This window comes from Erythrobacter sp. (assembly GCF_023653175.1).
GTDB lineage: Bacteria > Pseudomonadota > Alphaproteobacteria > Sphingomonadales > Sphingomonadaceae > Erythrobacter.
In genome coordinates this window covers 1-20,781 of record NZ_JAMNXL010000045.1, presented here as the reverse complement: position 1 = coordinate 20,781, position 20,781 = coordinate 1, and the positions used below count along the sequence as shown (strand labels likewise).

Annotated in this window: 15 protein-coding genes; 11 read left to right on the top strand and 4 right to left on the bottom strand. The window is 68.0% G+C overall.

Features of this window, described 5'->3' with window-relative positions; all coding sequences use genetic code 11:
- On the bottom strand, nt 1–1,887 hold a 1,887-nt coding region (gene thrS / locus NBV68_RS07280; protein ID WP_296308410.1), incomplete at its 3' end, for a threonine--tRNA ligase.
- Between the two features lie 340 nt (nt 1,888–2,227).
- On the opposite strand from thrS, the gene NBV68_RS07275 reads away from it, so the two are divergent.
- From NBV68_RS07275 to NBV68_RS07255, 5 genes are all read left to right on the top strand, one after another.
- Nucleotides 2,228–5,548 (top strand): hypothetical protein, encoded by a 3,321-nt coding sequence (locus NBV68_RS07275; RefSeq protein ID WP_296308408.1) that lies wholly within the window; start codon nt 2,228–2,230, stop codon nt 5,546–5,548.
- A gap of 103 nt (nt 5,549–5,651) precedes the next feature.
- On the top strand, nt 5,652–5,816 hold the full coding sequence (locus NBV68_RS07270) for a hypothetical protein (RefSeq protein WP_296308406.1): 165 nt from the start codon (nt 5,652–5,654) through the stop codon (nt 5,814–5,816).
- A 3-nt stretch (nt 5,817–5,819) separates the two neighbouring features.
- Entirely contained in the window at nt 5,820–6,260 is a 441-nt protein-coding gene (locus NBV68_RS07265; protein ID WP_296308405.1) for a hypothetical protein, read from the top strand.
- The gene (locus tag NBV68_RS07260; RefSeq protein WP_296308404.1) at nt 6,257–6,460 is read left to right on the top strand and encodes a helix-turn-helix transcriptional regulator; all 204 of its coding nucleotides are present in this window, start codon (nt 6,257–6,259) and stop codon (nt 6,458–6,460) included. Before NBV68_RS07265 ends, NBV68_RS07260 begins: the two co-directional genes overlap by 4 nt.
- Complete coding sequence (locus NBV68_RS07255; protein WP_296308403.1) at nt 6,457–7,350, top strand: alpha/beta hydrolase; 894 nt, start codon at nt 6,457–6,459, stop codon at nt 7,348–7,350. The genes NBV68_RS07260 and NBV68_RS07255 overlap by 4 nt, the downstream gene beginning before the upstream one ends.
- On the opposite strand, the gene NBV68_RS07250 is transcribed toward NBV68_RS07255, so the two are convergent.
- Both NBV68_RS07250 and NBV68_RS07245 read right to left on the bottom strand, forming a co-directional pair.
- Entirely contained in the window at nt 7,347–8,036 is a 690-nt protein-coding gene (locus tag NBV68_RS07250) for a hypothetical protein (RefSeq protein ID WP_296308402.1), read from the bottom strand. The two genes, NBV68_RS07255 and NBV68_RS07250, sit on opposite strands and share 4 nt — an antisense overlap.
- 71 nt (nt 8,037–8,107) lie before the next feature.
- Nucleotides 8,108–9,766, bottom strand: coding sequence for an alkaline phosphatase D family protein (locus tag NBV68_RS07245; protein ID WP_296308401.1), 1,659 nt, complete (start codon nt 9,764–9,766; stop codon nt 8,108–8,110).
- Between the two features lie 70 nt (nt 9,767–9,836).
- Between NBV68_RS07245 and NBV68_RS07240 the strand changes: the two genes are divergently transcribed.
- The 5 genes from NBV68_RS07240 to NBV68_RS07220 all read left to right on the top strand — a co-directional run bounded on the left by NBV68_RS07240 (nt 9,837) and on the right by NBV68_RS07220 (nt 18,636).
- Entirely contained in the window at nt 9,837–10,571 is a 735-nt protein-coding gene (locus NBV68_RS07240) for an alpha/beta hydrolase (protein WP_296308400.1), read from the top strand.
- Between the two features lie 6 nt (nt 10,572–10,577).
- Entirely contained in the window at nt 10,578–11,468 is an 891-nt protein-coding gene (locus tag NBV68_RS07235; protein WP_296308399.1) for a tetratricopeptide repeat protein, read from the top strand.
- Nucleotides 11,465–12,460 carry an LLM class flavin-dependent oxidoreductase gene (locus NBV68_RS07230; protein ID WP_296308398.1) on the top strand — a complete coding sequence of 332 codons (996 nt, stop codon included), beginning with the start codon at nt 11,465–11,467 and terminating at the stop codon, nt 12,458–12,460. Before NBV68_RS07235 ends, NBV68_RS07230 begins: the two co-directional genes overlap by 4 nt.
- 127 nt (nt 12,461–12,587) lie before the next feature.
- Nucleotides 12,588–17,303, top strand: coding sequence for an NAD-glutamate dehydrogenase domain-containing protein (locus tag NBV68_RS07225; RefSeq protein ID WP_296308397.1), 4,716 nt, complete (start codon nt 12,588–12,590; stop codon nt 17,301–17,303).
- 88 nt (nt 17,304–17,391) lie between these two features.
- The gene (locus NBV68_RS07220; RefSeq protein WP_296308396.1) at nt 17,392–18,636 is read left to right on the top strand and encodes an FAD-dependent oxidoreductase; all 1,245 of its coding nucleotides are present in this window, start codon (nt 17,392–17,394) and stop codon (nt 18,634–18,636) included.
- Here NBV68_RS07220 and queG read toward each other — a convergent pair.
- Complete coding sequence (gene queG, locus NBV68_RS07215; RefSeq protein ID WP_296308395.1) at nt 18,629–19,675, bottom strand: tRNA epoxyqueuosine(34) reductase QueG; 1,047 nt, start codon at nt 19,673–19,675, stop codon at nt 18,629–18,631. The two genes, NBV68_RS07220 and queG, sit on opposite strands and share 8 nt — an antisense overlap.
- Before the next feature lie 46 nt (nt 19,676–19,721).
- Here queG and NBV68_RS07210 point away from each other — a divergent pair, with 46 nt between their 5' ends.
- The gene (locus tag NBV68_RS07210) at nt 19,722–20,732 is read left to right on the top strand and encodes an ATP-binding cassette domain-containing protein (protein WP_296308394.1); all 1,011 of its coding nucleotides are present in this window, start codon (nt 19,722–19,724) and stop codon (nt 20,730–20,732) included.
- Nucleotides 20,733–20,781: the final 49 nt, after the last annotated feature.

Genomic DNA, 20,781 nt, shown 5'->3' with positions numbered 1-20,781 from the left:
TTCCTCGGCCTCGCGCTTGCCGACCACCAGCAGGTGCGGGACCTTGGCGAGGCTGTGTTCGCGCACCTTGTAATTGATCTTCTCGTTGCGGGTGTCGGTCTCGACCCGGATGCCTGCCGCGCGCAGCTGGGCGGCGACATCCTCGGCATAGCCATCCGCGTCCGACACAATGGTCGCCACCACCGCCTGCACCGGCGCGAGCCATGCCGGCAGGCGTCCGGCGAAGTGTTCGATCAGGATGCCGATGAAGCGTTCATATGAACCGAAGATCGCGCGGTGGAGCATCACCGGGCGGTGCTTATCGCCATCCTCGCCGATGTAGTTGGCATCGAGCCGCTCGGGCAGCACGCGGTCCGACTGGATCGTGCCGACCTGCCAGGTGCGGCCGATCGCGTCGGTGAGGTGCCATTCCAGCTTGGGGGCATAGAAGGCGCCCTCGCCGGGGAGCTCCTCCCATTCGAGGCCGTTCGCGGTGAGCGCATCGCGCAATTCCTGCTCGGCCTTGTCCCAATCGGCCTCGCTCCCGAAGCGCTTTTCGGGGCGCAGGGCGAGCTTGATGTCATAGGTGAAGCCGAAGTCGCGATAGACGCTGTCAGCCAGTGCGAGGAAGGACTGAACCTCGGCCACTACCTGGCCTTCCGTGCAGAAGATATGCGCATCGTCCTGCGTGAACTGGCGCACGCGCATCAACCCGTGGAGCGCGCCGTGGGGTTCGTTGCGGTGGCAGCAGCCCATCTCTCCGAGGCGGATCGGCAGATCGCGGTAGGAGGTGATGCCCTGCTTGAAGACCATGACATGCGCCGGGCAGTTCATCGGCTTGATTGCCAGCCATTCGGCGTCGTCGGCGACCTTGGGGGAGGCGGCGCCTGATTCTTCGTCCACGTCCGGCACGATGTCCGGCACCGCGAACATGTTCTGCGCGTACTTCCCCCAGTGACCCGACTGCGTCCACTGGCGCACGTCCATCAGCTGCGGGGTCTTGATCTCGCGGTAGCCGCTGGCGTCCATCTTGCGGCGCATATAGCTCTCGAGCTCGCGCCAAATGCGGTAGCCCTTGGGGTGCCAGAAGACCGAGCCGTGGGCCTCTTCCTGCAAGTGGAACAGGTCCATCTCGCGCCCCAGCTTGCGGTGATCGCGCTTGGCGGCTTCCTCCAGCCGCGTGAGGTGGGCGGCGAGCTGCTTCTTGTTGAGCCAGCCCGTGCCGTAGATGCGCGTCAGCTGCGCATTGTTCTGGTCACCGCGCCAGTAAGCGCCCGCGACGCGCATCAGCTTGAAGGCGTCAGGGTCGAGCTTGCCGGTGGAAGGCAGGTGCGGCCCGCGGCACATGTCGAGCCAGTCGCTGCCGCTCCAGTAAACGGTCAGTTCCTCGCCTTCGGGCAGTTCCTGGGCCCATTCGGCCTTGAACACTTCGCCCTCGCCCGCCCACTTGGTGATCAGCGCTTCGCGGCTCCAGACCTCGCGGCGCAGCGGCTTGTCGGCGCGGATGATGCGGCGCATTTCCTCTTCAATGAGGGGCAAGTCGTCCATGCCGAAGGGCTCGCGGCTCTCGGGAGCCTTCACGTCGTAGTAGAAGCCGTCGTCCGTCGCCGGGCCGAAGGTGATCTGCGTGCCGGGGAACAGTGCCTGCACCGCCTCGGCCAGCACGTGGGCATAGTCATGGCGGGCAAGTTCGAGCGCATCGGCCTCGTCGCGCGCAGTGACCAGCGCGAGGCTCGCATCGCCGTCAAAGGGCCGGGTGAGGTCGCGCAGCTCTCCATCGACACGCGCGGCCAAGGCCGCCTTGGCAAGGCCGGGGCCGATCGCCGCGGCAATGTCCGCCGGGGTCGAGCCGGCCGGCACTTCGCGCACCGAGCCATCGGGGAGGCTGATCTTGAGCAGTTCGGTCATCGTCGCAAATCCGTCTCGTTTGGGCGCGCCTTAGGGCAAAGGCGGGCGCGCCGGAAGAGCGGTGTTGCGCGTGTTTCCGGATCGGAGAAGACACCGCGCCGCCCCGAGCCGGGCGGCGGGCTGCCGGGCCTAACCCGCGCGCCGCCGCCCCCGGATGGTAGTCCGGGTGGTCGTGGTCGCGGTGGCGGTCAGCAGCAGGGCCATGGGCGAGGATATAGGCTGCGAATGGTAAAGAGTCACCCCTTGACAGGGGGCTGGTTGCCTAAAGCGTGCATAAATGACGCATTGCCTTAAGCCCGGTCATGACGGAGGATGCGCCGCAAGCATTGGGGGCGGGGTAGTGGCGATACTCGAGCGGAAGCACCTGCTTGCGGCCATGAAGGCCGGCAAGCGGATCGACGCAGACGCGTTTGCTCAGGCGCCTCCCTCGCAGCGGTTGCGTGCAAGCGGGCCATGGCTGAGGCCATTCCTTGCGCCCTTCCAGCGATCAAGCATAGAGGGGCTCGGCAGCCCAGACACCGGCGGTGTAACACTCCAGAAATTTGAGGACAGCGCCGATGAGGCGCGGTTACGCCTGTCGGGGCGCGCATCGGTCGCCAGCGTAACGCGCGCAGAATTGGAAGCGGCGATCGCCAAGGCGGCGGCCATGCTGGCTGATCCCGCAGCGCCCGGCGCCACCCCGCAGCAGCGCAGCAACATGCGGCATGGCTTGCAGATGTACGGCGTGCATGTCGAAGGCGACACCCGTGGCGATACGGCCACGCTGCGCCTCGCAAATGTCGACCTCCCATTTTCGTTGCGCTTTATTGCCTGCAGTTTCGCGATGCCGCTGTCGCTCAGCAGCGCCGGGATGGTCACACTCGATCTGTCGGGGTGCGCGGTGCGGGGGATAGACGCGACCTTCCTGCGCCTGAGTGGGAGCCTGCGTCTGCGGCGCTTGTATGCGTCCGCGCCGCTCGATTTCACCGGGGCGCGGATCCACGGCTTTCTCGACGGGGCGGACATGGTCTTGCAGCCCTTCGGGCGGCATCCCGCGGCGCAGGCGGTGTCACCCGAGCGTGCGATGCTCGGCCTCAATCAGGTGCAGATCGACAACGAAATCCGCCTGCAACGCGCGCAGATCTGGGGCGGCATAACGATGCGCGGACTGGAGGCGAAGCGCTCGCTCTACATGAACGATGCGGTGGTGCTGTGCCCGCTGGCGGTGCTGGAGGCTCTGGCGAAGGGGAGTGTCAGCCCCACGCGCCGACCTGCCACTGACGCGATGTACCACCCGCCCGGTTGGGGCCGAGGCAAGCGTCGCCGCACGCTGACAGCGGCTTGGCGCCGGGCGACCTTGCTGCGCGGGTGGTCAACGGAGTATGCGAACGCGCTCGCACAGTTCGATCCGGATGATGCGCGCTGGAACGCTTCCACGCTCCACGCCCTGCTCACTTCCAACTTGCGCGCACGAACCAGCGCCATTCGCGGGGACGGGATCAAGATCGAGGGCAGCGTCTTCATGGAGCGTCTGTGCAGCCATGGGCGCCTACGGATGAAGTATGCGCAAATCGCCGGTGGGCTCACTCTGGCGGGCTCCCGGCTGCGATCGACCGAGGCCCTGATGCCGACCTTTGACCGGCTGGCATATGCCCCAGCCGGCAACATTGTTGCTCACGAAATTGCTGCCTATCGCGAAACAACCTACAACGATCTGGTCGATCCCGAAGACCGCAATTCCGGCAAGCTTGCGCGCGGGGCCGATATCTTCGCGCTCGACTTGCGCGAAAGCCGCATTGAGGGCGATGTCCGAATCGGCATCACAGACGAGGCCGTGCCCGACGAAGCCGGCTGGAACACCCGGATCGATGGCGTCGTGGCTCTCGATCAGGCCCATTTCGACGGCGCCCTCCGGGTGGAGCGGGTGCAGTTCAGCTGGTCGCTGCGACTGCTCAAGCTCGCCATCGGCGAGACGGTCGCAAGCGAGCAGCATTACCGAGCGTTCGAGAACAAGGGCCGCGATGAGCTCAAGAAGGCGCTGAAGGCGAACCGAAAACACCAGATCAGCGCCCGCGGCTTGACCGCAGCTGACACCGTCAACCTGTGCGGCAGCAGGGCGCTCAAGGGCGCGGATTTCAGCAATGCGGTGCTGGGCGGAGACCTGTTGTTCTGGGCCAAGTGGGCGCATCCCCATGAAGTCGAGAATGACGAGACAACCCCCAAGAACAGAAAGAAACTCACACTCGAAGCGCCGGCCGCGGATCTCGGTGGCGCTGCGATCGAGCTGTCGGGAACCGCGATCACGGGCGATCTGTTCGTGCTGTTCGACCCGGCGCCCGGGCAGGGGCCCTGGCTGCAGGCCGAGCGCGTGAAGGTCGGCGGCCTGCTTTCCATTATGCCACCTCCCGATGCCGACAACGCTGTTGTTGTCGATGCCGAAGGGCACCGCGATCTGGTCGATAAGGCGCGCGTCGGACGCAAAATGCATCGGAAATGGGCTGCCCGTAACAAGAAGGAATGGGCGCGGAAGATGTCGCTATGGAATCGAATGTTGCCTGGAATCGATCTTGCCCATGCCACGGCAACCCTGCTCGAGTTTCCGTCGGGGGCATGGCCGCGTGCCGGGCGACTGCTGATCTCGGGTTTCACCTATCAGCGGGCCATGCCGCAAGGGCCGCTCGCCCCCCACCGACTCGCCGACGAGACCACCCTTTCGAGCAAGATGAAGGAGAAGGACTGGTTCTGGAACTTTGGCGCGATCGGTCTGTTTGCCCTTGGTTCTGTAATCATCGCTCTGGTCTGGTGGATCGGCGAGGAGACCGACCTGACACTCGCGTCGTTAGCGGCGCTGGCCTCGCTGTTCTTCGCAGCAAGTTTCTATATTGACCTGCCCCGCGTCGGCACGCCCAACTCCGTCCACATCAAGCCGATGGCGATCGAATGGCTGGAGCTGCAGCCGCCTGAACGAAATGCTTACAGAACGTCGTATTCGCTAGGTTCATGGCTCTGCAACCCGTGGGGGTGCTTTCGGGGCACGGCCAAGAAGGGCCTGGGCAATCTCTTCCGCTCGCTTGAACCTTACACCATCGCCGCCGATGCCCTGCGGCGCGAGGGGCGCTGGATTTCAGCCAACCTGGTCGAGCAGGAGCGGTTCCGGGTTCGCAACTGGCAGCTCTCGTGGCGCACCCATTTCCTCCAGAAGTCCAGCTTCAAGGCGGCGGACTGGCTTACCGAATATGGCTACAATTATGCGCGCGTCGTGTTCCTGTCGGCCCTTGCAGTTGTTCTTGCGATCATGACGACGGAGAAGGCGTACAAGTGCGGCGCCATTACGCCCAAGGATTACACGGTCATTGGCGTCGTGGCTCCTGCGGCTCAGGAAGAGGCGCCGCCGAAGCTGGAGTGCCCCGGGTCGCCGCCCAAGGGCCAGGAGGACGTCGACGAAGTGATGTTCGCGCTCGACACGGTTCTTCCGGTCACGGGCGTCGCAGAAAGCGCCGACTGGGAGGTCAACAAGGACACGAGCGCACTCGGTGGCTGGGCATGGGAATGGGCCCGGAGCATCATTTCCTACAACCGGCTGCTGGCTCTGTTTCACATCATCGGCATTCTGCTCGTCGGCGTATTGCTGCTCGGCCTGTCCACGCGCTTCGGCCAATGGCTATCGCGTTACGGCGACTAGAGGCATCACCGCCGCGCCCGAACGGCAGGTATGGAAAGCGACCTTGACACACGCCGCGAGTCAGATGTAAAGCAACCTTGCCATTGTGCAAAAGGAGCTTTCCATGACCCGCATTCAAGAAGCGCTGCTGCTCGCCGCCGTGCTGATCGCCATCGCCGTGCTCGCGGTGTTCGACATCATCCCGCAAGCGGTGGCGCAGTTCGCGCCGCTGGCGGTTGTGCCGTGGATCATCCGCCGCGATTCCACCTGCGCGGCGCGCAAGGCCTGAGCCATGGCGACCAGACCGTCCCCGGCGATGCGGCGCTATCTGATCCGCCTGACGGTCTGCATGACGATCTATGTCATGCTGATCTTCTCGGTCGGCTGGCTGTTCCGCCACGCCCCGCCCGCCGGCCTGCTGGCCTGGGGCGCGGCGGTGCTGCCCGCGCTGCCGATCCTCGCCACCTTCTGGACGATCTTCCGGCTGCTCGAGGAGGAGACCGACGAATATATCCGCCATATGCTGGTGCGTCAGTCGCTGTTCGCCACCGCCTTCTGCCTCAGCATCATGACCGTGTGGGAGTTCCTGCAGAATTACGAGGTCCTGCCCCCCGGCAATGGCGGGTTCGGGGCGGCGTTCTTCTGGTTCGTGGGGCTCGGCATCGGCGGCATCGTCAATGCGCTCGCCACCCGCGGGGACTGCGCCGAGGATGACGCAGAGGGGGCGGAATGAACAACCGCCTGCGCGTGCTGCGCGCCGAGCACGGCTGGAGCCAGCAGGACCTCGCCGACCGCCTCGGCGTCTCGCGCCAGAGCGTCAATGCCATCGAAAAGGGCCGCTACGACCCCTCGCTCCCGCTCGCCTTCACCATTGCCGACGTGTTCGGCCTGCCGATCGAAGCCATTTTCCTGAGAGAGGAAACCACCGAATGAAACTCGTCCGCCCCCTGCTCGTCGCGCTCGCGGCCCTGCTGATCCCGGCTGCCGCGCAGGCCGAGGATGCGCCCTGCCCGCCCTTCGAGGTCACCGGCACCGGCCCCGATCTGGTGCTGGTCCCGGGTCTCGGCTCGCACCCCGAGACGTGGGAAGGCGTGAAGGAGAGCCTCGCCGGGGACTACCGCCTGCATCTCGTCCATGTCGCAGGGTTCGCCGGACGCCCGGCCAAGGGCGATCCGATGCAGGTGCTGGCGAACACCGAGGCAGAGATCATCCGGCACCTTGATTGCCAGAAGGTCGCCCGCGCGGCCTATGCGGGCCACTCGATGGGCGGGTTTCTCGGGCTGATGCTGGGCGCCGATCACCCCGACCGGATCACCCGCGTGGTGGTGGTGGATTCGCTGCCCTTCTTCCCGCTGATCTTCAATCCGGGCGCGACTGTCGCCAGCACCAAGCGGATCGCCGAGGATACGCGCATCGGCCTGCTGGCGCAGGACCGCGACAGCTTTGCCGACGGCCAGCGCCGCGGCGTGCTCTCGCTGGTCCAGAAACCGGCCGATCAGACGCGGGTCGCCGACTGGACCATCGCCAGCGACCGCGCGAGCTTTGCGGCTGCGATCCATGTGCTGATGACCACCGACATGCGCCCGCGCCTGCCGGAGGTGAAGGTGCCGGTGCGGGTGATCGCGGCGGCCAACCCCTACGCCCCGCGCGCGCGGGTCGAGCCGCTCTACCGCACCGCCTATGCGGGCACGCCCGACATGCAGCTGACCATCATCGACGACAGCTTCCACTTCGTCATGTTCGACCAGCCCGAGGCCTTCGAGACAGCGCTGCGGGCAGGGCTGGCGGAAACAGCCCCACCCGCGCTTGCGCCCGCGCCCTAGTTCTTGCCCCAGCCGCCGTCGGCGTGGGTGTCCTCGAAGTCGGTGGGGCGCTGCGGCTTGGCCGACATGGTGGGCTTGCCGTAGGAGGTCGGCTTCCCATAGGAGCCGGGCTCGCCATATTCGCGCGAGCGGTAATCCTCGGAGAAGTCGCGGTCGACCTCCTCCATTTCGCGTTCGATGTTGTCGCGCAACGATTTCTGCATTGCAGCGACCTTGCCCGGGTTGGCGGCGATCATCGCGGCCATCCTGGCCTGCATCCGCCGCTTGTCGAAGGCGCGGCCATCGAGGGTGGAATCGACCTTCTCCTCCATGGCGATACGGGCGATGCCGTTGACCAGCGGGTCTTCCTCAAGCCCCATCATGCCCTCACCCTCGGCAAACTTGAAGGTCACGTTGACCCGCGTGCCGCTGTCGGCGGGAGCGAGGTTGGCGCGCACTTCACCGGCGCGCTCGCCGTCGACCATCAGATCCCAGCGCAGGAGGCTCGGTCCGCGGCTGCGCAGCGCAAGGCGGATCGAGGAATCGCCGCTGTCGCCCGCCAGTTCCGAGCCGAAATTCATCCCTGCTAGGCGCGATTCGACGTCGACGGGGGCGATGGCGTAATATTCGCCCTGATCGAACGCACCGCCCACATAGGCCCCGGTGCCAAGGATAAGGGCACTTCCGCCCAAGAAAGCTCCACGCATTGCAACCCTCCTGATGAACAGGAGGCCGATAATAGCGTGGATTCCTTAACGCTTGGCTTGCACGTCCCGCGTCAGACGGCGAGCTTGGCCGAGCCCTTGTCGGTGGTGATCCGCTTGGTGCCGGCGAGCCGCGTCGTGCGCTGCTTGATCCCCGCCACGAAGCGGTATTCGGTGGTGGCGCGCGCCGGGGTCAGCTCGACCATCATGTAGCCCCGCTGCGCGGTGTCGGCCCACTTGAGCTGTTCGTTCTCGGCGACCAGAGCGGCGGCGAGGGTGTCGGGCTTGACGAAGGTGAGATAGGCCTCGAACCCGGGCGAGCTCACCGAATTGCCGCCGAGCTCGACACCCACCGGCGTGCCCTCATGCGCCAGGTCGAAGGCCCAGGCATTGTGGGTGTCGCCTGCGAGCACCACGAGATTGGCGTTCGCCGCGAGGGCGGCTTCGAACACGCGGGCGCGGGCGGCCGGATAGCCGTCCCATGCGTCCATGTTGGAAGGCAGGCCCGCCTGGCTCGCCGCTGCGGCGGCCGCGAGGCGCTGGCGCACGAATTCGGGGAGCCCGGCGCCGATCCCTTCGGCAAAGTCCTTCGGCGTGCGCAGATTGCCCATCAGCACCTGCTGGAGCAGCACCTGCCAATGGGTGCCGGCCTTGGTCGAAGCGGCGAGCGCCTTGCCCAGCCATGCTTCCTGCGCCTCCCCGAGCAGCTGGCGATCCTTGGCCGCCCATTCGCCGTCGCGGAACTTGCCCAGCGCCGCCATCAGCGCCTGCGGGTCCTTGGCGCCCGCCATGATCTTTTCGAGATCGAGCTGCTCGTCGCGGCCCTCGAGCCGGGTGTCGATCCGGAACAGGGTGGCAAGGCTGCCCACCTGATAGGTCGAATAGGCGGTGTCGGCGACCGGCAGCCATTCGCGATAGGCCTGCTTGGCCGCCGCCTTGCGCGCCGCCCAGGTGCCCTCGGCACCCTCCTGGTGGTTCTCCGCGCCGTTCTCCCACGAATCGTTCGCGCTCTCGTGGTCGTCCCACACAGTGATCATCGGCAGCACCTGGTGGAGGCGCTGGAGATCGGGGTCGGCGCGGTAGGTGGCGTAGCGCAGGCGGTAATCGGTGAGCGCGACGATCTCGGTCTCGGGGGCGAGCACGCGGCCCTCAACGGTCTTGCCCTTGTCGGGGTAGTTCCCCGCGGCATATTCGTAGATGTAGTCGCCGAGGTGGACGGCGAGGTCGCAGTCATTGGCTTCGACCGCGTGGCCATAGGCGTTGAACCAGCCGAATCCGAAGTTCGAGCAGGAGAACACCGCCATACGGAACTTCGCCGAGGGGCCCTCGGGCAGCGTGCGGGTGCGGCCGACCGGCGAGGCGGTGCCATCGGGCGCGAGGAAGCGGTAGAAATACCAGCGGTCGGGCGACAGGCCGGTGGCGACGCCCTTGGCGCACCAGTCGCGCGACGGCGAGGCGGAGACGCTCCCTTCCGCGACGGGCTTGGTGAAGCTCGCGGTCTCGCTCACCTGCCAGGTCAGCGTTGTTTCGGCGCCCGCGACGTAGCGTGTCCAGAGCAGGACCGAGGTCGCCGCCGGCTCGCCGCTCGCGACGCAGTGGGTGAAGCCGCTGCCGAAGCCCGCCGCTGCCGAGGGCGTCGCCGCCAGCGCCGCAGAGGCGCCCGCGAGGGTGAACAGGCTGCGCCGGGTGAGCGCGGTGGCAGCGGGCTGGGCCGCAGGTTCGGTCGTGATCATGGCGCGCTGGCTATCCCCGTCCGGTTGCGCTTGCGTGACAATCGGCCCCGCGCGCGGCATGGATGTCAGCATGACCGCGCTTTTGCACCACACGCTTTACGACGGGCGCCGCATCGCCTTCCGCTATACCCATGGCGCAGGGCCGTGCCTCGTCTTCCTGCCCGGCTACATGAGCGACATGAGCGGGAGCAAGGCCACCGCGCTGTTCGCGGAAAGCCAGGCGCAGGGCCGCGCCTGCCTGCTGCTCGACTATTCGGGTTGCGGGCTGAGCGATGGCGACTTTGCCGAGGGCATGCTGTCGGCCTGGCGTGACGAAGTGCTGGCGCTTGTCGCCTCATACGTCAGTGGTCCGGTGCTGCTTGCGGGCTCGTCGATGGGCGGTTGGCTGATGCTGCTGGTCGCCGAGCATCTGAAGCACCGCCTCGCCGGACTGATCGGCATCGCGCCGGCCCCCGATTTCACCCGCTGGGGCTATAGCGAGGAACAACGCGCGGCGCTTGAGCGCGGCGAGACGATCTTCGAGCCGAACCCCTACGGTCCCGAGCCCACCCCCACCCACGCGAAGTTCTTCGCCGACGCCGAGTGCCACCTGCGGCTGGAGAGCATGATCGACCTCGCCTGCCCGGTCCGCCTCCTCCACGGCAAGGCCGATGCGGACGTCCCGTGGGAGATATCGCTCCGTCTCAAGGCGATGCTGCGGTCGGCTGACGTTCAGGTGACGCTGGTAGAGGACGGCGACCACCGCCTGTCGCGGGACAGCGACATCGCCCTGCTCAAGGCCATCGTGGCCGAATTCTACGGATAGCCACACGTGTCCATTCTCCTCGCACTCGCCCTGCAAGTCGGCCCCAACCCGATGGGAGGGGCGATTCAGGGGGACGAATTGGTGCGTGACCGGCCTCAGCGCACACCGGTGCAGCCCGAGGCCGAGACCGCCGAAGCGCCCGATCCGGTCAGCGCATGGCTCGCCGGCTGCCTTGGCGTGATCGAGGAAGACCCGGCGCGGGCGCATGCCATGGCGCAGATCCGCCGCTCGGAGACGACAGGGGCCGAGCGCGTGATCGCCAACCACTGCCTCGGCACTGCAGCAGCCGCGCTCGAATTGTGGGACGACGCGCGCACCGCCTTCACCGCCGCGCGCGAGGAGACGCCCGAGGGCGAACCGCGCGCCCGCGCGCGCTTTGCCGCGCTTGCCGGGGCGGCGACGCTCGGCAGCGGGGATGCCGAGGGCGCGCTGGGGCTGCTGACGCTGGCCGAGAGTGACGCGCAGGCCGCCAAGTCCCCGCTGCTCGAAGCCATCGCCGCGAGCGACCGTGCCCGCGCGCTGGTCGCTCTGGGCCGGGGCGAAGAGGCGCTCGCCGCGCTCGAGAATTCCACCGCCCTGGCCCCCGACCGGGCCGAGGGCTGGCTGCTCAAGGCCACGCTGCTGCGGCGGCTGGAGCGTCTGCCCGAAGCGCAAACCGCGATCGAACGGGCCGCCACGCTCGCCGCGACCAACCCCGAAATCGCGCTTGAGGCGGGGGTGATCGCCGTGCTCGCGGGCCGTGACGAGGCCGCGCGCAAAAGCTGGCAATCGGTGCTCACGCTTGCCCCCGACGGGCCCGCCGCCGTCACCGCCAAGGACTATCTTGCGCAGATAGGGGAAGCGGGCGAGACTGGGCTAGCGCCCGAACAGGCCCCGCAGGAGACTCCGCAGACATGACCCGATTCTCCGTGCTCGATCTGGTGCCGGTGCGCGAGGGCGGAACCCTTGCTGAAGCCTTCGCCGCCACCACCGACCTCGCCCGCGCGGCGGAAAGCCTCGGGTGCGACCGCTTCTGGGTCGCCGAGCACCACGCCATGGACGGGATCGCGGGCGGCGCCACATCTGTCGTGCTCGCGCATATCGGCAATGCCACCAGCCGCATCCGCATCGGATCGGGCGGGATCATGCTCCCCAACCACACCCCGTTCCAGATCGCCGAGCAGTTCGGCACGCTGGACGCGCTGTTCCCCGGGCGGATCGACCTGGGGCTGGGCCGCGCGCCGGGGGCGGGGCCGGAATTGCAGCGGGCGCTGCGCAAGAACCTCCATCAGGCCGCCGAATATTTCCCGCAGGACGTCATGGAGCTGCGTGCGCTGCTGACCGGCGACTACGACCTGCCGATCACCGCCACGCCGGGGCTGGGCGCCAGGTGCGAGCTGTGGATGCTCGGATCGAGCCTGTTCGGCGCGCAATTGGCGGCCAAGCTGGGCCTGCCCTACGCCTTCGCCGCGCATTTCGCGCCCGATCACCTCGATGCCGCGCTGGCGGTCTATCGCCGCGATTTCCAGCCCTCCGAGGCGCTCGAAAAGCCCCATGTGATGGTCGCGATGAACGTCTTCGCCGCCGAGACCGAAGCCGAGGCGCGCCTGCTCGCCTCCTCGCAGCAGCAGAGCTTCGTGCGGCTGCGCAGCGGCAGTCCGGGCAAGCTGCCGCCGCCCATCGCGGGCTATACCGACACGCTCTCGGCCACCGCGCAGGCGATGCTCGCGCATATCGGGCAGGCCGCCGCGGTCGGCTCGCGCACGCAGGTGCGCGAGGGCGTTGAGGCCTTCATCGCCCGCACCGGCGCCGACGAGGTCATGCTGTGCGGCGCCACCTATGATGCGGACGCCCGCATCCGCAGCCTCGAGCTCACGCTTGATGCCTGCCGCGCCATGGTTGCCGCCTAGTGGGCCAATCATCCGGCTTGCGCGGCGACGGGGAATACGGGTATCGGACAAGACACGATAAGAACAATTCGGCATAATAATATTGCTGCCAAAGCGAGCGCCGGACGCAGGATGGACAGGAGCTAGCATGGGGTCGAAAGCCGCCGCCGCCGCGCCGTCAAAGGCGTTGATCAAGGCTTTGCGCGTGGCGCTGGAAGCTTCGCTGCTGCCCGGCGATGCGGGCGCGGACAAGGCGGTGCTCGATGAAGCCGCGACTTGGCTGCTCGCCGCCGCCGCGACGCGCCAGAGGGGCGAACCAATCGTCCAGCTCGAATCCACCAGCGGCGCGCGGCGCCACCTGCGCATCGCGATCATCAATGACGATCAGCCATTCCTCGTCGATTCGCTCGCCGCGACGATTGCGGCGCAGGGGGTGGGGATCGACCGGCTGCTGCACCCGGTGGTGCCGGTCGAACGTGACGCGGATGGCGCGATCACCGGCCTCGGCAAGGCGGGAACCCGCGAATCGCTGATCTATATCGAGACCCCGCGCGTCGATGCCCGCCAGCGGCGGGAACTGCTCGAAGCGCTCGAGGCGACGCTCGGCGATGTCCACGCCGCGGTTGCCGATTGGCCGGCGATGCAGGACGCCATGGCCGCCGATGCGGACGCGGTCGCGACGCTCGATGCCGAGGCCAGCGCGCTGCTCGAATGGCTGAAGGGCGGGATGCTGACCCAGCTCGGCCACATGACGCGGCGGCGTGACGGGACCGCCGAAGCGCGCCTCGGCATCTGCCGCGGCTCGGCGCAGGACGTGCTCGCCGACATTTCCTATGCCCGCGCCTTCGACTGGTTCGATGCCCAGGACAAGGCGGGCACCCCCAAGGCGATGCTGGCGATCAAGAGCAACGTGCAGTCCCGCGTCCACCGCGCCAGCCCGCTCGACCTGTTCCTCGTTCCCGTGCGCGAGAAGGGCAGAATTACTGCGCTCTCAATCCATGCCGGGCTGTGGACCAGCGCGGCGATGAACGAGCGGCCGGGCGAAGTGCCGGTGCTGCGCGCGATGGTGACGGATATCACCGCGCGCCTCGGCTTCGACCCTTCCGGGCACAATGGCAAGGCGCTGGTGCACGCCTTCACCTCGCTCCCCAACGACCTCCTCACAGCCTTCGATCCGGAGCGCGTTGCCGACCTCGTCACCGCCAAGATGGCGCTGATCGACCGCCCGCGCCCGCGCGTCATCATGGTCCGCGCGACGCTGGAGCGGCACGTCTTTGCCTTCGTGTGGCTGCCGCGCGATCACCTTAGCACCGATGTGCGATTGCAGGTGCAGGCGATGCTGCTCAAGGCCCCCGGCGCAGCGCTGCTCGACTGGAGCCTCGAGGTCGAAAGCTCGACCCTCGCGCTGCTGCGCTTCCTGATCGACGTGCGCGCCTGCGCGAGCCTGCCCGACGCTGCCGCGATCGAGGCGCAGCTGGCCGATCTGCTACGCGGTTGGAACGAGGCGGTCGCCACCCACCTCGCCGCGCACGAGGACGATGGCCGCGCCGCCGCGCTGGCCGCGCGCTACGCCCCGGCCTTCCCTACCGGCTACCGCCTCGCCTATGGCCCCGAGGAGGCCGCGCGCGACATCGCCAAGCTGCGCGGGTTGACAGTGGCCGAAGCCGATGCCCCGATCGCGAAGCCGAGCGAGCGCGCGGTGCGGCTCTACCGCCTCGCCAATGACGGGGCGGACACGCTGCGCCTCAAGGTCTACCACACCCGCGGCGCGCTGGCGCTGTCGGACGTGGTCCCGGCCTTCGAGAATTTCGGCTTCCGCGTGCTCGCCGAGGTGCCGACTTACCTGACAGATGCAGGCCTCGGCTCGATCCACGAATTCCTGCTGACCCTGCCCGCCGGGCGCGAGGCAGGCGCACTGCTCGAGCGCGCCGCGCTGATCGAGGCGGCGCTGGCGGACGTGCTCAATGGCGCGGCGGAGGATGATCCCTTCAACCGTCTGGTGCCCGCCGCAGGGCTGCTCCCGCGCGAGGCGAACTGGCTGCGCGCGGTCTATCGCTATCTGCGCCAGACCGGTCTTGCCTACACTATCTACACCGTGGTCGACGCACTCGCCGCCGCGCCGCAGGTGACCCGCGCCATGATCGACCTGTTCGAGGCGCGCCACAACCCGGCCTTCGAGGGCGACCGCGAGGAAGCCGGGACCGCCGCGCAAGGCGCTTTCACCCGTGGTCTCGCCAAGGTCACCGCGATCAACGATGACCGCTTGCTGCGGCTCTACCGCGCGGTGATCGATGCGGTGCTGCGCACCAATGCCTTCGCGCCCGCTGCCGCCGAGGCGCTGGCCTTCAAGCTCGAATCCGCCAGGGTTCCGGGCCTGCCCAAGCCGCTGCCTTGGCGCGAGATCTTCGTCTACAGTCCCCGCGTCGAGGGCATCCACCTGCGCTCGGGCGCAGTGGCGCGCGGCGGCCTCAGGTGGTCCGACCGGCGCGATGACTTCCGCACCGAGATTCTCGGGCTGATGAAGGCCCAGCGCGTCAAGAACGCGGTGATCGTGCCGACGGGCGCGAAGGGCGGGTTCTATCCCAAGCAGCTCCCCAGCCCCGCGATCGACCGCGAGGGTTGGGCCGCCGAGGGCCACGCCGCCTATGAAATCTTCATCCGCACGCTCCTGTCCGTCACCGACAACATCGTCGCCGGGCGCGTGGTGCACCCGCAATGCGTCACCGCGCTCGACGGGGAGGACCCCTATTTCGTGGTCGCCGCCGACAAGGGCACCGCGACCTTCTCCGACATCGCCAACGGCATCGCCCAATCGCGCGACTTCTGGCTCGACGACGCCTTCGCCAGCGGCGGGTCGAACGGCTATGACCACAAGGCGATGGGCATCACCGCGCGCGGCGCATGGGTGAGCGTCCAGCGCCACTTCCGCGAGATGGGGGTGGACGTCCAGAAGGACTCGGTCACCGTCGCGGGCTGCGGCGACATGTCGGGCGACGTGTTCGGCAATGGGATGCTGCTGTCGAAGGCCTTGAAGCTGGTCGCCGCCTTCGATCACCGCCACATCTTCATCGATCCCGCGCCCGATCCGATGGCGAGCTGGAAGGAGCGCAGCCGGATGTTCGCGCTCCCCCGGTCGAGCTGGGACGATTACGACAAGGCGCTGATCTCCAAGGGCGGCGGCGTCTTCCCGCGCTCGGCCAAGACGATCAAGCTCTCGAAGCAGGCGCGCGATGTGCTTGGGATCGAGGCCAAGGAGATGGAGCCCGAGGCGCTGATCACCGCGATCCTTAAGGCGCCCGTCGACCTGATGTGGTTCGGCGGGATCGGCACCTATGTGAAGGCCCCGCAGGAAGGCCACATTCAGGTCGGCGATCCGGCCAATGATGGCCTGCGCGTCGACGCCACCGATCTGCGCGCGCGGGTGATCAGCGAGGGCGCGAACCTCGGCGTCACGCAAGGCGCGCGCATCGCCTTCTCGCTCGGGGGAGGCCGGATCAACACCGACTTCATCGACAATTCCGCCGGGGTCGATTGCTCGGACAACGAGGTCAACATCAAGATCGCGCTCGCCGCCGCCACGGCGTCGGGCAAGCTCACCCCGAAGAAGCGCAACACGCTGCTCGCCGCGATGACAGACGATGTCGCCGCGCTGGTGCTCGAGGACAACCGCCTGCAGGCGCTCGCGCTGTCGATTGCCGAGAGCGGCGGGGCCGGGGCAATCCCGGCCTATGTGCGGCTGATCGAGCGGCTCGAGGAAGCCGGCGATCTCGACCGCCGCACCGAGGGGCTGGCGGACGCCGAGGCGCTGACCCGCCGCGCCGCCGACGGGCAGGGGCTGACCCGCCCCGAGCTCGCGGTGCTGCTGTCCTCGGGCAAGCTCGCGCTGCAGGCGGCGATCGAGGCGAGCGCGCTGCCCGATGATCCGGTGCTCGAACCGCTGCTGCTCGCGCGCTTCCCGGCGGCGATGCGCAAGACCTTTGCCGCCGAAATCCGCACCCACAGGCTGCGGCGCGAGATGATCGCGACGAGCCTCTCGAACCGCATCGTCAACCGGCTCGGCATGGTCCATCCCTTCGAACTGGCCGAGGAAGAGGGCGTGGGTATCGCCGAGGTCGCCGCCGCCTTCGTGGTGACCGAGCGCCTGTTCGGGCTTGAGGACCTGTGGCGCGATCTTGAAAGCGCCGCCATGCCCGAGACCGCGCGCCTCGCCCTGTTCGACCGGCTCGCCGCGGCTGTCGGCAACCTGATGAGCGACGTGCTGCGCACCGCCTCGGGCAAGGTCGCAGCGGGCGAGATGATCGGGGCGCTCTCCGAAGGTGTGACCGCGCTGGTCGCGGGCCGCGAGGAGCTGCTGACCGAAGAGCCCCGGGCGCGCTCCAGAGCGCTGCGCGACGGGTTCGTCAGCGTCGGCGCGCCCGAGGGGCTGGCGGGGCGGGTCGCCGGGCTGTTTGATTTCGACGGCGCGGTGGGCCTCGCTCAAGCCGCGCGCAGCGGCGGGATCGAGCCGCGGCTCCTCACCCACGCCTTCACCGACATCGGCACCGCATTGGGCCTCGACTGGGCACAGGGAACCGCGGCGCATATGAGCCCGTCCGACGTGTGGGAACGGCTGCTGATCTCGGGGTTGGCGCGCGATTTCCAGCAGATGCGGATCGAGTTCCTGCGGCGGCTGATGCAGGGCAAGGACGGCCCCAAGGCTGGTAGCGCCGACCCGCGCGGCGCGGTGGCCGAGTGGGGGACACGCAATGCGCAGGGCGTCGCCCAATTCCGCAAGCTCGTCGCCCGCGCGCAGGCCCGCCCGCCGGTCGGCGCAGCGATGCTCGCACAGATCGCGAGTCAGGCGCGCAATCTGCTGGAGCGGTAGGGCCTGACCTCCAAACCACTAACTTGACCCTCCGGCAAATTGCGCCACATCAAGGGCCGCGAAGCACCGGAGGGGCATAAGGCAGGTCATGGCATCCACCACGCAGCACGCAGACGTCGTGATCGTCGGCACCGGGCACGGCGGCGCGCAGGCGGCAATCGCCTTGCGTCAGCACGGGCACGAGGGCTCGATCCTGATGATCGGGCGCGACGACGCGCCGCCCTATGAGCGTCCGCCGCTGTCGAAGGAATATCTCGCCGGAGACAAGGGTTTCGAGCGGATCATGATCCGGCCCGAGAAATTCTGGGCGGAGAAGGACATTTCCTTGCGGCTCGGCGCGGCGGTGACCGCGATTGATCCGGCGCGGCACACGTTGACGCTCTCCGATGGCGGGCACGTCACCTATCGCAAGCTCATCTGGTCGGGCGGCGGCGATCCCCGGCGGCTGCCCGTGCCGGGCGCGGTGCTGCCGGGCGTATTCTATGTGCGCGACAAGCGTGATGCCGATGCGATGATGCAGGCGCTCGCCGACGGGGCGAAGCGCGCGGTGGTGATCGGGGGTGGTTACATTGGCCTCGAAGCCGCCGCGGTCTTGCGCAAACTCGGCTGCGATGTGGTGCTGGTCGAGATGCTCCCCCGCCTGCTCGCGCGGGTGGCGGGCGAGGAGCTTTCCACCTTCTACGCCGAGGAGCATCGTCGTCAGGGTGTCGACGTGCGCCTGTCGACCGGCGTGCATTCGGTGCTGGGCGAGGCCGAGGGCCGGGTGACCGGCGTGAAGCTCGACAGCGGCGAGGAGGTGCCCTGCGACATGGTGATCGTCGGCATCGGCGTGGTTCCCGCTGTCGCACCGCTGATCGCCGCCGGCGCGGCGGGGTCGAACGGGGTCGATGTCGACTTCTGCTGCCGCACCACACTGGACGATGTCTATGCCATCGGCGACTGCGCCGCACACGCCAACCCCTTTGCGGGCAACGCGGTGATCCGGCTCGAATCGGTGCAGAACGCGCATGACATGGCGGGCACCGTCGCGCGCGCGATCATGGGCGAGAAGGAGCCCTATCACGCGCTGCCGTGGTTCTGGTCGAACCAGTATGACCTGAAGCTCCAGACCGCGGGGCTAAGCCTCGGCTTCGACCAGACGCTGGTTCGCGGCGATCCCGAGACGCGCAAGTTCACCGTGGTGTACCTCAAGGGCGGGGTACCGATCGCCTTCGACTGCGTGGGGACGATGAAGGACTACGTGCAGGCGAGAAAGCTGCTCGAGAGCAGCTGCGGCAAGATCGATCCCGCGCTGCTGGCCGATCCGGAAGTGGCGCTGAAAGACCTTATCTGAGCCGCTCCAGCGCCCATTCCGCCGCCTCGGCGACCACCGGATCGTAGTCGCGGGTCAGCGCCTCGACCTGCCCCGCCAGGCCAGCGTTCCCGCTATTGCCCGCCGCATAGAGGCAGTTGCGCACGAACCGGTCCCGCCCGATGCGCTTGATCGGCGAGCCGCTGAACAGCGCGCGGAAGCCCGCATCATCCAGTGCCAGCAACTCGGCCAACCGCGGGGCGACCAGTTCGGCGCGGGGGAGAAATTCCTTCATCGCCTGCGCCTCGCTCGCGAACTTGTTCCACGGGCACACCGCGAGACAATCATCGCAGCCATAGATGCGGTTGCCCAGGCTTGCGCGGAATTCCTCGGGCACCGGGCCCTTGTGCTCGATGGTGAGGTAGGAAATGCAGCGGCGCGCATCCAATTGGTAGGGTGCGGGGAAGGCGTCGGTCGGGCAGGCGTCGAGGCAGGCGCGGCAGCTTCCGCACTGGTCGCGGTGTGGCTCGGCCGGGGCCAGATCCAGCGTGGTGTAGATCGCGCCGAGGAACAGCCAGCTTCCGTGGGTGGGGCTGACGAGGTTGGTGTGCTTGCCCTGCCAGCCGATCCCCGCCGCCTCGCCCAGCGGCTTTTCCATGACCGGGGCGGTGTCGACGAAGACCTTCACCTGCGCCCCGGGCACTGCCTCCACCAGCCAGCGGGCGAGCGCCTTCAAACGCTTCTTCACCACGTCGTGATAGTCCCGCCCTTGCGCATAGACCGAGATGCGCGCGTGTTCGCCCGACCCCTCCAGCGCCAGCGGATCATGCCCGGGGGCGTAACTCATGCCCAGGGCGATGACGCTCCGTGCCTCGGGCCACAGCCCCTGCGGCGATCGGCGGTGGTCGAGACGCGCGGCCATCCACTCCATCGACCCATGGTGGCCTTCGCCCAGCCATTGCTCCAGCCGCTCGCTGCGGAGCGGATCCTCCCGGGCGCTGGCAAACCCGCAAACCGCAAAGCCCAGGGCGAGCACCCGCTCTTGCACTTGTTCGGAAAGGGTTGCGGTGGCATTAACCATATTCGGCAAGGGCTCCGTTTAATCCTGTCCGCTAACCGCGTATGCCATGGACATGGCGGTAAGCGATCAGAGCCTTTCGGGCAATCGAGCGGAGGGCTTCAGCGCCGTTCCGGCAGACGCACGCCCGCTCGCCATCGAGGCGCGCGGGCTGGTCAAGAGCTTCGACGGCACGCGCGCCGTCGACGGCGTGGACATCGCGGTGCCCGAGGGGGCGATCTACGGCATCCTCGGCCCCAATGGTGCGGGCAAGACCACGACGCTGCGCATGCTGCTCGGCATCATCGACCCCGATGAGGGCGTGCGCCGCGTGTTCGGGCATGACCGGCCGCACGACATCGGCCGGCTGATCGGATACTTGCCTGAGGAGCGCGGGCTCTACCCTTCGATGAAGTGCATCGAGGCGATCGCCTTCATGGGCGCGCTGCGGGGTCTGCCCCTGAAGGAGGGCCGCAAGCGTGCGGTCGATCTGCTCGAGCGGCACGGCCTCGGCCACGCTGCCGACCGCCAGATCCGCCAGCTCTCCAAGGGCATGGCGCAGACCGTCCAGCTGCTCGGCACGCTGGTCCACGAGCCGCGGCTGGTGGTGCTCGACGAACCCTTCTCGGGGCTCGATGCGATCAACCAGGGCAAGCTCGAGCTGATGATCCGCGCGCTGGCAGACGATGGCGTCACCGTGATCTTCTCCACCCACGTCATTCACCATGCCGAGCGCCTGTGCGAAGGCGTCGCGATCATCGCCGGGGGCAAGGTGCCATACGCGGGCAGCGTCGAGGCCGCGCGTGACCGCATCCCGGCGCAGGTCCGGCTCGAGACCCGCGCGCGCGAGGGCGGCTGGCTGTCCGCCCTGCCCGCCGAGACCCGCCGCAATGGCGACTTCTTCCACTTCCCGCTCCCCGAGAGCGGCATCGAACCGCTGCTCAAGGGGCTGATCGAGGGCGAGGCGGGGATCCTCTCGCTCTCGATCGAGCGCGCAGGGCTGCACGACGCCTTCGTCGCCATCGCGGGCGAGGCTGCCGCGCGCCAGTTGCAGGCCGACAGCGAGGGAGCTGCCGCATGACCGACCTTCCGCTCCGCCCGCGCCTCTCGGCGATGGAGGCCGCATGGGT

Bases quoted from the DNA above. Each gene is read 5' to 3' on its own strand.
- NBV68_RS07270 (WP_296308406.1), top strand. From the start codon at position 5,652: ATGACCCGCATTCAAGAAGCGCTGCTGCTCGCCGCCGTGCTGATCGCC.
- NBV68_RS07265 (WP_296308405.1), top strand. From the start codon at position 5,820: ATGGCGACCAGACCGTCCCCGGCGATGCGGCGCTATCTGATCCGCCTG.
- NBV68_RS07260 (WP_296308404.1), top strand. From the start codon at position 6,257: ATGAACAACCGCCTGCGCGTGCTGCGCGCCGAGCACGGCTGGAGCCAG.
- NBV68_RS07255 (WP_296308403.1), top strand. From the start codon at position 6,457: ATGAAACTCGTCCGCCCCCTGCTCGTCGCGCTCGCGGCCCTGCTGATC.
- NBV68_RS07250 (WP_296308402.1), bottom strand. From the start codon at position 8,036: ATGCGTGGAGCTTTCTTGGGCGGAAGTGCCCTTATCCTTGGCACCGGG.
- NBV68_RS07245 (WP_296308401.1), bottom strand. From the start codon at position 9,766: ATGATCACGACCGAACCTGCGGCCCAGCCCGCTGCCACCGCGCTCACC.
- NBV68_RS07240 (WP_296308400.1), top strand. From the start codon at position 9,837: ATGACCGCGCTTTTGCACCACACGCTTTACGACGGGCGCCGCATCGCC.
- NBV68_RS07230 (WP_296308398.1), top strand. From the start codon at position 11,465: ATGACCCGATTCTCCGTGCTCGATCTGGTGCCGGTGCGCGAGGGCGGA.
- NBV68_RS07225 (WP_296308397.1), top strand. From the start codon at position 12,588: ATGGGGTCGAAAGCCGCCGCCGCCGCGCCGTCAAAGGCGTTGATCAAG.
- NBV68_RS07220 (WP_296308396.1), top strand. From the start codon at position 17,392: ATGGCATCCACCACGCAGCACGCAGACGTCGTGATCGTCGGCACCGGG.
- queG (WP_296308395.1), bottom strand. From the start codon at position 19,675: ATGGTTAATGCCACCGCAACCCTTTCCGAACAAGTGCAAGAGCGGGTG.
- NBV68_RS07210 (WP_296308394.1), top strand. From the start codon at position 19,722: ATGGACATGGCGGTAAGCGATCAGAGCCTTTCGGGCAATCGAGCGGAG.